Source organism: Streptomyces sp. NPDC103540 (genome assembly GCF_055584445.1).
In genome coordinates, this window is sequence record NZ_JBVJMA010000006.1 from 80,918 (window position 1) to 95,393 (window position 14,476).

Annotated in this window: 13 protein-coding genes; 7 read left to right on the forward strand and 6 right to left on the reverse strand. The window is 73.5% G+C overall.

Going from position 1 to position 14,476, the window contains the following annotated elements:
* Positions 1-37 precede the first annotated feature (37 nt).
* The 3 genes from ACZ6ZI_RS16205 to ACZ6ZI_RS16215 all read left to right on the forward strand — a co-directional run bounded on the left by ACZ6ZI_RS16205 (position 38) and on the right by ACZ6ZI_RS16215 (position 5,181).
* Positions 38-1,393, forward strand: coding sequence for a 6-phospho-beta-glucosidase (locus tag ACZ6ZI_RS16205; RefSeq protein ID WP_469520786.1), 1,356 nt, complete (start codon positions 38-40; stop codon positions 1,391-1,393).
* A gap of 36 nt (positions 1,394-1,429) precedes the next feature.
* A complete protein-coding gene (locus tag ACZ6ZI_RS16210; RefSeq protein ID WP_469520790.1) occupies positions 1,430-3,538 on the forward strand; it encodes a DHA2 family efflux MFS transporter permease subunit in 2,109 nt (702 codons plus the stop codon).
* Between the two features lie 176 nt (positions 3,539-3,714).
* The gene (locus ACZ6ZI_RS16215) at positions 3,715-5,181 is read left to right on the forward strand and encodes an FAD-dependent oxidoreductase (protein WP_469520793.1); all 1,467 of its coding nucleotides are present in this window, start codon (positions 3,715-3,717) and stop codon (positions 5,179-5,181) included.
* 13 nt (positions 5,182-5,194) lie between these two features.
* Here ACZ6ZI_RS16215 and ACZ6ZI_RS16220 read toward each other — a convergent pair whose 3' ends face one another.
* Positions 5,195-6,268, reverse strand: a complete 1,074-nt coding sequence (locus ACZ6ZI_RS16220; protein WP_469520798.1) for an ATP-dependent DNA ligase — start codon at positions 6,266-6,268, stop codon at positions 5,195-5,197.
* 75 nt (positions 6,269-6,343) lie between these two features.
* Here ACZ6ZI_RS16220 and ligD point away from each other — a divergent pair, with 75 nt between their 5' ends.
* Together ligD and ACZ6ZI_RS16230 are read left to right on the forward strand one after the other, a co-directional pair.
* Positions 6,344-7,363: a non-homologous end-joining DNA ligase gene (ligD, locus tag ACZ6ZI_RS16225; protein ID WP_469520800.1), complete on the forward strand. Its 1,020-nt coding sequence runs from the start codon at positions 6,344-6,346 to the stop codon at positions 7,361-7,363.
* Positions 7,364-7,453: 90 nt separating this feature from the next.
* Positions 7,454-7,702, forward strand: a complete 249-nt coding sequence (locus ACZ6ZI_RS16230) for a WhiB family transcriptional regulator (RefSeq protein WP_363054826.1) — start codon at positions 7,454-7,456, stop codon at positions 7,700-7,702.
* A gap of 118 nt (positions 7,703-7,820) precedes the next feature.
* On the opposite strand, the gene ACZ6ZI_RS16235 is transcribed toward ACZ6ZI_RS16230, so the two are convergent.
* From ACZ6ZI_RS16235 to ssgD, 3 genes are all read right to left on the reverse strand, one after another.
* A complete protein-coding gene (locus ACZ6ZI_RS16235; RefSeq protein ID WP_363054827.1) occupies positions 7,821-8,792 on the reverse strand; it encodes an acyl-ACP desaturase in 972 nt (323 codons plus the stop codon).
* 247 nt (positions 8,793-9,039) lie between these two features.
* The gene (locus ACZ6ZI_RS16240) at positions 9,040-10,674 is read right to left on the reverse strand and encodes an ABC-F family ATP-binding cassette domain-containing protein (protein ID WP_469520805.1); all 1,635 of its coding nucleotides are present in this window, start codon (positions 10,672-10,674) and stop codon (positions 9,040-9,042) included.
* Positions 10,675-10,880: 206 nt separating this feature from the next.
* The gene (gene ssgD, locus ACZ6ZI_RS16245) at positions 10,881-11,297 is read right to left on the reverse strand and encodes a spore wall synthesis regulator SsgD (RefSeq protein ID WP_469520808.1); all 417 of its coding nucleotides are present in this window, start codon (positions 11,295-11,297) and stop codon (positions 10,881-10,883) included.
* A 405-nt stretch (positions 11,298-11,702) separates the two neighbouring features.
* Between ssgD and ACZ6ZI_RS16250 the strand changes: the two genes are divergently transcribed.
* Complete coding sequence (locus ACZ6ZI_RS16250; RefSeq protein ID WP_469520811.1) at positions 11,703-12,851, forward strand: WD40/YVTN/BNR-like repeat-containing protein; 1,149 nt, start codon at positions 11,703-11,705, stop codon at positions 12,849-12,851.
* Here ACZ6ZI_RS16250 and ACZ6ZI_RS16255 read toward each other — a convergent pair whose 3' ends face one another.
* Together ACZ6ZI_RS16255 and ACZ6ZI_RS16260 are read right to left on the reverse strand one after the other, a co-directional pair.
* Positions 12,852-13,409 carry a GNAT family N-acetyltransferase gene (locus tag ACZ6ZI_RS16255; RefSeq protein ID WP_469520814.1) on the reverse strand — a complete coding sequence of 186 codons (558 nt, stop codon included), beginning with the start codon at positions 13,407-13,409 and terminating at the stop codon, positions 12,852-12,854.
* A 39-nt stretch (positions 13,410-13,448) separates the two neighbouring features.
* The gene (locus ACZ6ZI_RS16260) at positions 13,449-13,748 is read right to left on the reverse strand and encodes a YciI family protein (RefSeq protein ID WP_469520817.1); all 300 of its coding nucleotides are present in this window, start codon (positions 13,746-13,748) and stop codon (positions 13,449-13,451) included.
* 25 nt (positions 13,749-13,773) lie between these two features.
* Between ACZ6ZI_RS16260 and ACZ6ZI_RS16265 the strand changes: the two genes are divergently transcribed.
* Entirely contained in the window at positions 13,774-14,451 is a 678-nt protein-coding gene (locus tag ACZ6ZI_RS16265; RefSeq protein ID WP_469520820.1) for an endonuclease V, read from the forward strand.
* Positions 14,452-14,476: the final 25 nt, after the last annotated feature.

Below are 14,476 nucleotides of genomic sequence, written 5' to 3' on the forward strand. Positions count from 1 at the left end.
CGGGGCACCGGTCGTGACGGCGAAGGGCGGTAGGGGCGTGCGGTTGACCATCCTCGGCGGGGGCGGATTCCGCGTCCCGCTCGTCTACGGGGCCCTCCTCGGCGATCACGCCGAGGGACGGGTGTCCCACGTGACGCTCTACGACGAGGACCCCGGCCGGCTCACCGCCATGGCCCGGGTCCTCGCGGACCAGGCCCGCGCCGCCGGCGTGCCCGACGCCCCCGGGGTCACCGCCACCGGGGACCTGGACGAGGCCCTGCGCGGCGCCGACTTCGTCTTCTCCGCCATCCGCGTCGGCGGCCTGGAGGGACGCGCCACGGACGAGCGCGTCGCCCTGGCCGAGGGGGTGCTGGGCCAGGAGACCGTGGGCGCCGGCGGGATCGCGTACGGGCTGCGGACCGTCCCGGTGGTCCGCGCGCTGGCCCGCCGCATCGCCCGGATCGCCCCCGAGGCCTGGGTCATCAACTTCACCAATCCGGCGGGCGTGGTCACCGAGGCCATGGCCGAGGAACTCGGCGACCGGGTCATCGGCATCTGCGACTCCCCGGTCGGCCTCGGCCGCCGCATCGCCCGCCTGCTCGGCGCCCGTCCCGAGGAGGCCTGGATCGACTACGTCGGCCTCAACCACCTGGGCTGGGTACGGGGCCTGCGGATCGGCGGGCGCGACGAGCTGCCCCGCCTGCTGGCCGACCCCGAGGCCCTGGAGTCCTTCGAGGAGGGCCGCCTCTTCGGGGCCGAGTGGCTGCGCTCCCTGGGCGCCGTCCCGAACGAGTACCTCCACTACTACTACTTCAACCGTGACACCGTACGGGCGTACCAGGAGGTCAAGCAGACCCGCGGTGCCTTCCTGCGCGACCAACAGCGCGGCTTCTACGCCGAGGCCGGCCGGCCCGGGCAGCCCGCCGGGGCGGCGCTCGCCGCCTGGGACCGGACCCGGGCCGAGCGCGAGGCCACGTACATGGCGGAGAACCGCGAGGTGGCCGGGGTCGGCGAACGCGAGGAGAGCGACCTGGAGTCCGGCGGGTACGAGCGGGTGGCGCTGGCGTTGATGCGGGCCATCGCCCGCGACGAACGGGCCACCCTGATCCTCAACGTCCGCAACCGCGGCACCCTGTCGGTCCTTGACGCGGAAGCGGTGATCGAGGTGCCCTGCCTCGTCGACGCGAACGGCGCCCACCCCGTGGCCGTCGACCCGCTGCCCCTGCACGCCGTCGGCCTGGTGACCTCCGTCAAGGCGGTCGAACGCGAGGTGCTGGCGGCCGCGGCGAGCGGCGTGCGGGCCGACGCCGTCAAGGCCTTCGCCCTGCACCCGCTGGTGGACTCGGTGGCGGTGGCCCGGCGCCTGCTGGACGGGTACGCGGCGCAGCACCCGGGCCTGGCCCACCTGCGCTGATACCGCGCGGCCGTCACCCGTACGGTCCCGTGCCGGATGCGGGGGCGCGGGGGCGCTGTGAGAGTGCGAGATGTGACCACAGCCCCCGCCGTCCCCGCCGCGGCGCCGCCCCTGCCGGACCGGCGGACGCGCAACGTGATCTTCGGGACGATCATGTTGGGCGTGCTGCTGGCCGCCCTCGACCAGACGATCGTGGGCACCGCGCTGCCCACGATCGTGGCCGACCTCGGCGGCGGCGACCACATGTCCTGGGTGGTCACCTCCTACCTCCTCGCCGAGACCGTCGCGACCGTGCTGGTCGGCAAGTTCGGCGACGTCTTCGGCCGCAAGCTCATCTTCCAGATCTCGGCGATCGTCTTCATCACCGGCTCCTTCCTGTGCGGCCTCGCGGGCAACATGACCCTGCTGATCCTGTGGCGGGGCGTGCAGGGCATCGGGGCCGGCGGGCTGATGGTCACCGCCATGGCCCTGATCGCCGACGTGGTGCCGCTGCGCGAACGGGGCAAGTACCAGGGCGCCATCGGCGCGGTCTTCGGGGTCGCCACCGTCATCGGGCCCCTGCTGGGAGGCCTGTTCACCGACCACCTCACCTGGCGCTGGTGCTTCTACGTCAACGTGCCCATCGCCATCCTCGTGGTCATCGCGGCGGCGCGCACGATCCCGACCGGACGGGCCGAGGGGCGGCCGGTCATCGACTACCTGGGCATCGCGCTGGTGGCGATCGGTTCGAGCGCCCTGATCCTCGCGACGAGCTGGGGCGGCAACGAGTACGCCTGGAACTCCGCCGTGATCATCGGCCTGTTCGTCGTCGGCGTCGTGGCCCTGGGCCTCTTCTGCCTCGCCGAGCTGCGGGCCGTCGAACCGATGCTGCCGATGAGGCTGTTCCGCAACCCCGTCTTCAGCGTCTGCTCGGTGCTGAGCTTCGTCGTGGGCTTCGCGATGCTCGGCGCGATGACCTTCCTGCCGACCTACCTCCAGTACGTGGACGGGGACTCGGCCACCGTCTCCGGTGTCCGGACGCTGCCGATGGTCATCGGCCTCCTGATCGCCTCCGTCTTCAGCGGCAACGTCACCAGCAAGACCGGCCGCTACCGGATCTTCCCCATCGTCGGCTGCGCGGTGATGGGAGCGGGCCTCTACCTGCTGTCGCTGATGGGGCCGGGCACCGACACCTGGCTCGAATCGCTGTACATGTTCGTCCTCGGAGTCGGCATCGGCCTGTGCATGCAGGTGCTCACGATCGCCGTGCAGAACACCGTGGACTACGCCGACCTCGGCACCGCCACCTCCGGCGTGACCTTCTTCCGCACCCTCGGCAGCTCCTTCGGGACCGCCGTCTTCGGCACCATCTACGCCAACACCCTCACCCCGAGGCTCAAGACGGCCGTCGCCGAGGCCGCCGCGGCCACCGGCCAGGACCCGGCGCGCATCGGCGCGGCGGCGCAGAGCCCGCAGGGGGTGCGCGAACTGCCGCCCGACGCCGCCGGCCCGGTCGTCGCCGCGTACGCCGACACCCTCCAGACCGTGTTCCTGTGGACCGTGCCGGTGGCGGTGGTCGGCTTCTTCGTCGCCCTGTTCCTCAAGCAGGTCCGGCTGCGGGACTCCGCGCGGGCCGCCTCGACCGACATGGGCGACGGGTTCGCCTCGCCTGCCTCGGCCTCCGGGGACTCGGCGAAACTGCTGGAACTCGCCGTCGGCAAACTGGTGCGCACCATGGGCCCCGACACGGCCCGGCAGATCGTCAACGGATCCGACACGCGGCTGGACATCGCCGGCGCGTGGGCGGTCATGCAGGTGGACCTGCTGACCCGGACGGTCGGCCACGCCGCCCTCACCATGGTGGCCGCCCGACGTTCCGTACCGCCGGAGGTGCTGCTGCCGGTCTTCGACCGGATGGCGGAGGAGGGGTACCTGACGCGGGAGAACGGCTTCTTCTCGCTCACCCCCGCCGGCCGGCGGGAGGCCGACGTCATCTCGGCGGCGTGGGCGCGGTGGCTGGGCGACCGACTGGAGAAGGACCGGGGACGTCCGCGCAGCGCCGAGCTGCGGGCGGCGGCCGACGCGATCGCCAAGCGGCTGCTGGCGGAGGACCTGCGGGAGGGCCACTTCGCGCCGGTGCGCGCCGGACGGGAGCGGGGGGCGTAGCGCGGGCGGTGGGGGCCCGTCCGTCTCTCGCGGCACATCATCGGTCGCCCCGGTCGCCCCGGACGGCTCGTGCACCTGTGCGACTGGGGGACTGGTGTGCGGGTTTCGGCCACGTCCGCTTCGTGCAGGCTCCGGTTGGTCCGATCGTCGTACGTTCGTCGGTTCAGGGGGTCCGCATGGTGCATGTGCTGATCGTCGGCGGCGGGGTCGCGGGGCTCGCCACCGCGCTGCTGCTCGCCCGGCGGGGACACACGGCCGAGGTGTTCGAGCGCGACACCCGTGCCCCCGGCACCGCCCTGGACCGTGACTTCTTCGACTGGCGCCGGACCTCCGTGCCGCAGGCGGCGCAGCCGCACGTCCTGCTCGGCGCCGCCCGCCAGGTGCTCGTCACCGAGCTGCCCGACGTCCACGCCGAGATGCTGCGGCTCGGGGCGCGGGAACGGCACGAGCTGGACTGGTTCGACGTACGGCCCCCCGAGCGGCCGGGCGACGAACGGCTCGTCATGATCCAGGCCCGCCGCATCGTGCTGGAGAGCGCCCTGGCCGGCGCGCTGCGGGCCGAGCCGGGCGTGGTGACGCGCCACGGGGAGCCGGTCACCGGCCTGCTGACGGCGACCGGGGCCGGGAGCGGTCGCGGCGGGGGAGGCGGGGGCGGAGGCGCGGGGGGAGGCGCCGCGGGCCGGGGCGCCGCAGCGCGGGACGGGATCCGGGTGACCGGGGTGACCACGCACGCCGGCGCCTACGGAGGGGACCTCGTCGTGGACGCCGGCGGCCGCAGGGGCGGCTGCGAACACCGGCTGGCGGACGCCGGCTGCCGGCCGGGGAGCGTCGAGCGCCACCGTACGGGGCTCGCGTACTTCTGCCGCTGGTACCGGCTGCCCCCGGGCACGGACGAGGGGCCGCGCCGGCCGTGGACCGTCACCGGCGGCGGCTTCGCGGGCTGCGCGGTCTTCCCGGCCGACAACCGGCTCTTCGCCGTCACCCTGTTCCTGCACACCTCGGACCCGACCCGCTCCGCGCTGCGCGACCCCGCCGTCTTCGAGGAGGCCGCCCGCTCCTTCCCGCCGGGCGCCGCCTGGCTGGCGCTGGGCGGCGAACCGCTGTCCGGGGTCCTGGCCACGGCGAGCCTGGACAACCGGTGGAGTACCCTCGCCGACGAACGCGGCCCGGTGGTGAGCGGGCTCGTGCCCGTCGGGGACGCCCTCGCCCACACCAACCCGACCCTGGGGCAGGGCACCTCCCTCGCCCTGTGGGCCGCGCGCCGGGTGGCCCGCACGGCGCACCTGGACCCCGGGTCGACCGAGTTCGCCGCGGCCCACCACGCCTGGGCCGTCCGTACGGTGAAGCCCTGGTTCGACTACCAGGTCGCCGCCGACACGGCCATCGGGGACCGTTTCGCGACCCGGGCCGGCCGGACGGGGACGGCGCGGGCGGTGGCCGCTCTCTTCGAGTGCGCGCTGGAGGACCCGGAGGTGATGCGGGCCCGTGCCAAGGTCCGCCACCTGGCCGAACCGCCGGCCCGGGCCTACGCCGACCCCCTCGTCCGCTCCCGGGTGGCCCACTGGCTCGCGCTCCGCCCCGGATTCCTCCCCCACGACGCCGGCCCGGACCGCGCCCACTGGGAACGCCTCACCGCCGGCTGACCGGCGGTGGGCGTCATCGGGGTTCCGACGGGCCGAGGACCTCGGCCAGGTCGTAGCCCACCACTTCCTCCAGCTGGTCGTAGGTGCAGGTCTCGGGGGTGCGGTCGGGGCGCCAGCGGGCGAACCGGGCCGTGTGGCGGAAGCGGTCGCCCTCCATGTGGTCGTAGCGCACCTCGCAGACCCGCTCGGGGCGCAGGGGCACCCAGGACAGGTCCTTCTTGCCCGTCCAGCGGCTCTGCGCGCCCGGGAGTCGGGCGCCCTCGTGCGCGGACTCCTCGGTCCAGGCGGCCCAGGGGTGGCCGTGGGCGTCGGGCATGCGCAGGGGTTCCAGCTCCTCCACCAGCTCGGCCCGGCGCTTCATGGGGAAGGCCGCGCAGACGCCCACGTGCTGGAGGGCGCCGTGCCCGTCGTACAGCCCGAGGAGGAGCGATCCGACAATCGGACCGCTCTTGTGGAAACGGAAACCGGCGACGACGACATCGGCCGTACGCTCGTGCTTGATCTTGAACATGAGTCGGGCATCGGGCCGGTAGGGGAGGTCGAGGGGCTTCGCGATCACCCCGTCCAGCCCGGCGCCCTCGAACCGCTCGAACCACTCCCGCGCGAGCGCCGGGTCGGTGGTCGCGGGCGCGAGATGGACGGGGGGCAGTGCGGTGGACAGTGCGTCGACGAGCAGGGCGCGGCGCTCGCCGAGCGGGGTGTCGAGGAAGGCCTCGTCACCGAGGGCGAGCAGGTCGAAGGCGACGAAGGAGGCCGGGGTCCTCTCGGCCAGCAGCTTCACGCGGGAGGCGGCCGGGTGGATCCGCTCGGTCAGCCGGTCGAAGTCGAGACGGCCGCCGTGGACGATCACGATCTCCCCGTCCATCACGCAGCGGATCGGCAGGTTCTCCCTCAGCGCGTCCACCAGCTCCGGAAAGTACCTGGTCAGGCTCTTGCTGGTGCGGCTGCCGATCTCGACCTCGTCACCGTCGCGGTGCACGATCGCCCGGAAGCCGTCCCACTTGGCCTCGTACTGCATCCCCGGCGGGATCTTCGCCACGGACTTGGCGAGCATCGGCTTGACGGGCGGCATCACCGGCAGGTCCATACCCGGCATTCTGCGCCGCTCCGTCCGGGCGCGCCCGGTGTGCGCACCCGCCCGGGCCCGCCTACCGTGGCGCACATGGGTGCTGCGGGTGCTGCGATCGAGCTCGACGCCGGCGGGCGGAAGGTACGCCTGTCCAGTCCGGACAAGGTGTACTTCCCCGAGCGGGGCCTCACCAAGAGGGACGTCGCCACCTACTACCTCGCCGTCGCGGAAGGGATCACCCGTGCCCTGCGCGACCGGCCCACGACCCTGGAGCGGTTCCCCGACGGGGTGCAGGGCGAGTCCTTCTTCCAGAAGCGGGCCCCCAAGAACCTGCCCGACTGGATCCCGACCGCGCACATCGCCTTCCCCAGCGGGCGCACGGCGGACGAGATCTGTCCCACCGAGCCGGCCGCCGTCCTGTGGGCCGCCAACCTGGGCTGCCTCACCTTCCACCCGTGGCCGGTACGGCGCGGGGACACCGACCGCCCCGACGAGCTGCGCATCGACCTGGACCCGCAGCCGGGCACCGACTACCACCACGCGGTGGCCGCCGCCCACGAGCTGCGCGCCCTGCTGGAGGAGCTGGGTCTGCGGGGCTGGCCGAAGACCTCGGGGGGCAGGGGCCTGCACGTGTTCGTGCCGATCGCGCCGCGCTGGACCTTCACGGAGGTGCGCCGGTGCGCGATCGCCCTGGGCCGGGAGCTGGAGCGGCGCATGCCCGGGAAGGTCACCACGGCCTGGTGGAAGGAGGAGCGCGGTGAGCGGATCTTCGTCGACTACAACCAGACCGCCCGGGACCGGACCATCGCCTCGGCGTACTCCGTCCGGCCGCGCCCGCACGCCCCCGTGTCCGCCCCGCTGCGGTGGGAGGAGGTGGATGACGCGGAGCCGCGCGACTTCGACATCGTGACGATGCCGGCGCGCTTCGCCGAGCTGGGCGATCTGCACGCCGACATGGACGAGCACGCCTTCGGCCTGGAGGCGGTGCTGGAACTGGCCGACCGCGACGAGCACGAGCACGGCCTGGGCGACATGCCGTATCCGCCCGACTACCCGAAGATGCCGGGCGAGCCCAAGCGGGTGCAGCCGAGCCGTGCGAAGCACGAGGAGTGAGCGAGGAGAGAAGGGCTGCCGGCAACCGCCGGCGGGCGGTGTTGATCAGGCGTTGATCGGACGTCCATCTCGGGCGGCCACGATCGGCGCATGTCGATGAACACCACCACCACGACCACCCCCGCCTGGTACGACCTCGCCCTGTGCGCGCAGACGGGCCCGGGGTTCTTCTTCCCGGAGCCGGGCTCCTCGCTCACGGACGCGAAGCGGCTGTGCGGGGCGTGCGAGGGGCGGGCGGCCTGCCTGGAGTACGCGCTGGCGAACGACGAGCGCTTCGGCGTGTGGGGAGGGCTCTCGGAGTCCGAGCGCCGGGCCCTGCGACCGGCCGGGGGCCGCTGACGGGCGCACCCCCGGCGGAGCGGTGCTCGGCCGGGGGCGGTGGCTGCCGTGCGGGGGCGCGTCGTGCGCGGGCGGGGCCTGCGGGGGCGCGTCGTGCGGGGGCGCGTCGTGCGGGAGGTCAGCCCTTGCGGGCGGCGAGGCGGGCGGCGCGGGCCGCGAGGCGCTCGTCGAACTTGCGCGCCTCGGAGTCCAGGCCGTCCATGAACAGACCGAGCTCCTCCTGGGCCTTCTGCCCCTCGGGGCCCAGACCGTCGATGCTCATGATCTTCAGGAAGCGGATCACGGGGCTCAGCACGTCGTCGTGGTGGATCCGCAGGTTGTAGACCCCGCCGATCGCCATCTGCGCGGCCATCCGCTCGAAGCCGGGCATGCCGTGGCCGGGCATCCGGAAGTTGACGACCACGTCGCGCACGGCCTGCATCGTCAGGTCCGGGGCGATCTCGAAGGCCGCGCCCAGCAGGTTGCGGTAGAAGATCATGTGCAGGTTCTCGTCCTGCGCGATACGGGCCAGCATCCGGTCGCAGACCGGGTCACCGGACTGGTGGCCGGTGTTGCGGTGCGAGATGCGGGTCGCGAGCTCCTGGAAGGCGACGTAGGCCACCGAGTGCAGCATCGAGTGGCTGTTGTCGGACTCGAAGCCCTCCGACATGTGCTGCATCCGGAACGCTTCCAGCTTGTCCGGGTCCACGGCGCGCGAGGCCAGCAGGTAGTCGCGCATCACGATGCCGTGGCGGCCCTCCTCGGCCGTCCAGCGGTGCACCCAGGTGCCCCAGGCGCCGTTGCGCCCGAAGAGGGTCGCGATCTCGTGGTGGTAGCTCGGGAGGTTGTCCTCGGTCAGCAGGTTGACCACGAGCGCGATCTTGCCGATGTCCGTGACCTTGGACTGCGAGGGGTCCCAGGCCTCGCCGTCCTCGAAGAAACCGGGGAAGTTGCGGCCGTCGCTCCACGGGACGTACTCGTGCGGCATCCAGTCCTTGGTGACCTTCAGATGGCGGTTGAGTTCCTTCTCGACCACCTCTTCCAGCGCGAACAGCAGCTTGGCGTCGGTCCACGCCTCCGAGCTGCCGAGGTGGGGAGAGGTGATCGTCACGGGTGCTCCTGGGGACAAAGCGAATTACCTACGGTTCCGTAGCCTACGGAGTCGTAGGTTAAGCGCGACATCAAGGCCAGCCAAGCCCCGGCCATGCCTATGCCCGGTTACATCCCGTTATCCATGCAGTTCGAGGGGTCGCTGAAGGGGCGAGGGGGGCCAAGAATCACGCCGGAAGGTGGCCCGCGACCCCGCCTTGACGGCCGGAACCGGCATCCGGTCCCGGCCGTCGGCACGTCCCCCGCCGCTACCAGCGGGAGTCGCGGACCTCCTCGGCCGTGGTGGCCCGCAGCTCGCCGTCGAGCACGAGCCAGCGCGTGATGCCGATCGACTCCAGGAACGGCACGTCGTGGCTGACGACCAGCAGCGCGCCCTCGTACGACTCCAGGGCGTCGGTGAGCTGCCGCACGCTCGCCAGGTCCAGGTTGTTCGTCGGTTCGTCCAGCATCAGCAGCTGGGGAGCCGGCTCGGCCAGGAGCAGGGCCGCGAGCGCGGCCCGGAACCGTTCGCCGCCCGACAGGGTGCCGGCGGCCCGGTCGGCGCGGGCGCCGCGGAACAGGAAGTGCGCGAGTCGCGCCCGGATCTGGTTGACCGTGGCGTGCGGGGCGAACCGCGCCACGTTCTGCGCGACCGAGAGCGCGTCGTCGAGGACGTCGATCCGCTGGGGCAGGAAGCGCGTCGGCACGTGCGTCAGCACCTCCCCGGACTCCGGGGCGAGCGTCCCGGCGATCGTCCGCAGCAGCGTCGTCTTGCCCGAGCCGTTCCCGCCGACCAGGGCGATCCGCTCCGGGCCGCGCAGTTCCCACTCGCCCGCCACCCGCGCCCCGTGGGGCAGCCGCACGTCGCTCAGGGTCAGGACCCGGCGACCGGGAGGGACCTGCGTGGCCGGCAGCTCGATCCGGATCGCGTCGTCGTCGCGGACCGCCTCCACCGCCTGGTCCAGCCGCTCGCGGGCGTCCGCGAGCTTCCCGGCGTGCATGATGCGGTGCTTGCCCGCCGACTCCTGGGCGGACCGCTTGCGGGCACCCATCACGATCTTCGGCTCGCGCTTGTTCTCGAACATCTTCTGCCCGTACCGCTTGCGGCGGGCCAACTTCACCTGGGCTTCCGCCAGTTCGCGCTTCTGGCGTTGTACGTCGGCTTCGGCCACCCGCACCATCCGCTCGGCGGACTCCTGCTCGGCGGCGAGCAGCTCCTCGTAGCGGGTGAAGTTGCCTCCGTACCAGCGGACTTCGCCGTCGCGCAGGTCGGCGATCTGGTCGACCCGGTCCAGCAGCTCCCGGTCGTGGCTGACCAGGACCATCACCCCGGACCAGGACTCCACCGCCGCGTACAGGCGTCGGCGGGCCCGCAGGTCCAGGTTGTTGGTGGGCTCGTCGAGCAGGAGCACGTCCGGGCGGGCGAGCAGCAGGGCCGCCAGTCGCAGCAGGACGCACTCGCCGCCCGACAGCTCGCCGACGGTGCGGTCCAGCCCGATGCCGGTCAGACCGAGCTGGTCCAGCGTGGCCCGGGCCCGCTCCTCGACGTCCCAGTCGTCGCCCACGGCGGCGAAGTTGGCCTCGGTGGCCTCGCCCGCCTCGATGGCGTGCAGGGCGTCGCGGGTGGCCCGGATGTCGAGCGCCTCGTCGACGCGCAGGGAGGTGTCGAAGGTGACGGTCTGCGGCAGGTAGCCGATGGTGCCCGCCACGGACACCTGTCCGTCCGTCGCGGCCAGTTCACCGGCCAGCAGTTTCAACAGGGTCGACTTGCCACAGCCGTTGAGCCCGATCAGGCCGGTCCGGCCGGGACCGACGGTCAGGTCGAAGTCCTCGAAGACGGGAGTGCCGTCGGGCCAGTCGAAGGACAGGGCGGAGCAGGTGACGAAAACAGGGGCATGACTCATGGAGGCCTCCAGGTTGCGTAAGGGGTGCGTGCAACGCGGGGAGACAGCCGACTGTCACGGGAAAGGGGTGGTGGTCGGTGTCTCGGACCTCAGAAGAGCAACGTCCTGCTCCGTTTCGACGGCGATGGGGCGTCATCGAAACTACGGGCGGCCGGAGCCGCCCGCAAACGAATTACCGTGACGGGCGCGCGCGGCGCGGCGGGGGCTCAGTGCGGACCGCGCATCAGCTCGGCCAGGCCGTGGTCCAGGTCGAGGTACAGGTGCTCCGTTCCGGGGACCACGATCTCGGCGGCCCGCTCCAGGAAGCGTTGGAGTTCGGCGGTGGTCATCAGCACGATCGCCACCCCCTCGGGGGCGTGGAACTCGATCGACGTCCGGTCCCCGTCGTAGGGGCGGACGCGCACGTCACCACAGCCGGCCGGGTTGCGGATGCCCGACATCAGCAGCTCGCGGGCGAAGGTCCACGACACCTCGACGCCCTCCAGGGTGGCCAGGGCGGGGAAGGCCATGCGGACGGCGAAGGGGTCCGCACGGTCGTAGCAGAGGGTGACGGGCACGGTCTCGACCTTCGGTGCGGTGGCGACCAGTCGGGCCTGTACGGCCTGCTCGATGACAGTGATCAAGGCGCGCTCCCTTGCGGCGGATCTGCTGCCGGGCTGTGGGGTGGAACCCGGGCAACCGGATAGACGCCGGAATCGGCAAATCCGTGCATGGCCGATGACGTGAGCTGTGTCACCGATTGGCCTGATGTCATCCGTCTGATCGCACAGAGTGACCGTACGGGGTGCGCGGCGCAAGGGAAGACCCGGGCCCGGGGGGCCGCGCGGCGAGCGAAACAAGGCCGGTTCACGCTCACTCGGCAGGCCCAAGGCACCGCATTCCTCCCCCGTTCGGCCCTACCGCCCCCGACGGTCACGTTCCGTCGCGTGCGCGGGAGGGGGTGGCCGAGGGGCGACCGTACGAGGGCCCGGGAAGGGCCGGAACCGCACCCTGGACGGGGGCGGGGGCGTGCGTTAGCTTCCGGCGCCATGAGACTTCCGGTGATGGGCATGTGCGTGGCGCTGCTGTGCGCGGTGGTGCCGGTGGGATCCGCCTCGGCGGCGACCCCGCCCCCGACCCCGATCCCGACGGCCACCCCGACAGGGAGCGCGCCCGACGCGGCGCCTGACGCGGCGTCCGACGCGCTCGCGTCCCGCGGGGCCGGCTGGGCGGTGAAGACCACCGGGAAGGACTCCCGCTTCCGGGGGTTGGCCGCGATCGACCGGACGACGGCCTGGGTCGCCGGCTCCAAGGGGACGGTGCTGCGCACCACCGACGGGGGCCGCTCCTGGCGGGACGTCTCGCCGCCCGGGGCCGTGGCCGAGGCGCTGGAACTGCGCGACATCGAGGCCTTCGACGCCCGGCGGGCGGTCGCCCTGTCCATCGGCGAGGGCGAGGCCTCCCGGATCCTGCGCACCGAGGACGGCGGGGCCACCTGGACCGAGACCTTCCGCAACCCCGACCCGCGGGCCTTCTACGACTGCCTGACCTTCTTCGACTCCCGGCACGGGCTGGCGATGAGCGACCCGGTCGACGGTCGCTTCCGGATCCTGGCGACGGACGACGGCGGGCGCGCCTGGCGGGTGTTGCCGGACGCGGGCATGCCGCAGGCCCTGCCCGGGGAGGCCGGTTTCGCGGCGAGCGGCCAGTGCCTGGTCACCGCCGGCCCGCGCGATGTCCGGCTCGCCACCGGCGGCGGACCGGTCGCCCGCGTCCTGCACTCGTCCGATCGCGGCCTGACCTGGAGGGCGGCCGACTCCACCCTCCCGGCCGGGGACCCGGCGCGCGGCGTGTTCGCGCTGGCCTTCCGCGACCGTACGACGGGTCTGGCGGTCGGCGGGGACTACCGCACCGGCGAGGCCTCGCCGCGCGCCGCCGCCCGTTCCCTCGACGGGGGCCGGAGTTGGGGCGGGGCGACGACGCCGCCGCCCGCGTACCGGTCGGGCGTCGCCTGGTACCCGTACGGGCGCTCGACGGCCCTGGCGGTCGGCCCGACCGGCACCGACGTGACCACCGACGCCGGTCGCACCTGGCGTGCTCTGGACGGCGGTTCCTTCGACACCGTCGACTGCGCGGACGACGGGGCCTGCTGGGCGGCGGGGGAGAAGGGCCGGGTGGCCCGGCTGGAACGACGCTGATCAGGCCGGCGGCGAGCTCCCCGGCGCGCTCGCCGTATCCGGCGCCGCGTCGGGCACGGGCTCCGCACCGGCCGCCCGCCCGCTCCCCGGCGTGAGGAACAGGTCCATGCCCGGGTAGCGGCCGGCGGTGAACCCGGCGGCGCGGTAGACGGGTTCGCCGTCGGCGCTCGCGTGCAGCTGCACGTGCCCGACGCCGATCCCCTCCAGCCAGGCCACGAGCCCCTCGACGATCCGGCGCCCGTGGCCCCGGCCGCGGGCCGCCTCGTCGGTGACGATGGCGTCGAGGTAGCCCCGACGGCCGTCGGGGCGCAGGGGGTTCGGCAGGTGGTACGTCACCCAGGCCATGCCGGTGGCGAGCAGCGGTTCCCCGGGGGCGCCGCCGACGACCAGGCAGCGCACGTCGGCGCGGCCGGTCAGGCGCTCGCGGAACCAGCCGTCGGCGACGACCCGCCAGGGGGCGTCGGCCGGGCCGGGATCGGTGCCGAGCGAGGCGAGCGCCACGGCACGCAGGCGGATCAGTTCGGGTATGTCGGCGGGGTCGGCGGTACGGGGTCGCACGATCGGTCTCCTGGCGGGGCTGCGGCCGTGGCCGTACGGTCAGGCAGGCGGGTTCTCGCGGACCGGGGCCAGGTCCGCCGAGGTCTTCGTGGCGATGAACTCGGTGATCCGGTAGGCACAGACGCCCGCGACCGCGAAGGGGTCCCCGGCCGCGATCCGCTCGATCTCCGCCCGCGAACGACCGGCGGCCACGATCACGCCGCCCTCCCGCGGCACCTTGCGGCCCGAGGCGAGGAAGACGCCGCTCGCGTAGTACCCGTCCAGCCACGCGAGGTGCGCGTCCATGTGTTCCTCGACGGCCTCGATCGGTGCGGTGTAGGTGAGTTCCATGATGAACATGATCGCCAGGCTACTCTCGCTTCCCATGACGAGTGCGAAGCCCCCGACGGACGAGACCGAGGCCCGGGCGATACAGGACCGACTGCGCGAGAGCCTGGTGCTCGACGAGCCGGGCCCCCCGCCGGGGCGGGGGCTCGTCGCGGGGGTGGACGTGGCCTACGACGACGACCGCGACCTCGTGGCCGCCGCCGTCGTGGTCCTGGACGCCGCCACGCTGGAGGTCGTCGCCGAGTCGACGGCCGTCGGCCCCGTCAGCTTCCCCTACGTACCCGGCCTGTTGGCCTTCCGCGAGCTGCCCACCCTGCTCGACGCGCTCGACGCCCTGGCCGTCACCCCCGACCTCGTCGTCTGCGACGGCTACGGTCTCGCCCACCCGCGCCGCTTCGGGCTCGCCTGCCACCTCGGCGTGGTCACCGGCCTGCCGAGCATGGGCGTCGCGAAGAACCCCTTCACCTTCACCTATGAGGAACCCGCCGGCGCCCGCGGCGCCGCCGCGCCGCTCCTGGCGCCCGACGGCGCCGAGGTCGGACGGGCCCTGCGCACGCGGCGCGGCGTCAAGCCGGTCTACGTCTCCGTCGGGCACCGCGTCTCGCTGGACAACGCCTGCGCCCACGCCCTCGCGCTGAGCCCGCGCTTCCGGCTCCCCGAGACCACGCGGCACGCCGACTCGCTGTGCCGGCGCGCCCTGCGCGAGGCCTCCTGACCCCGGGCGGCCCGAGCCGCGCGCC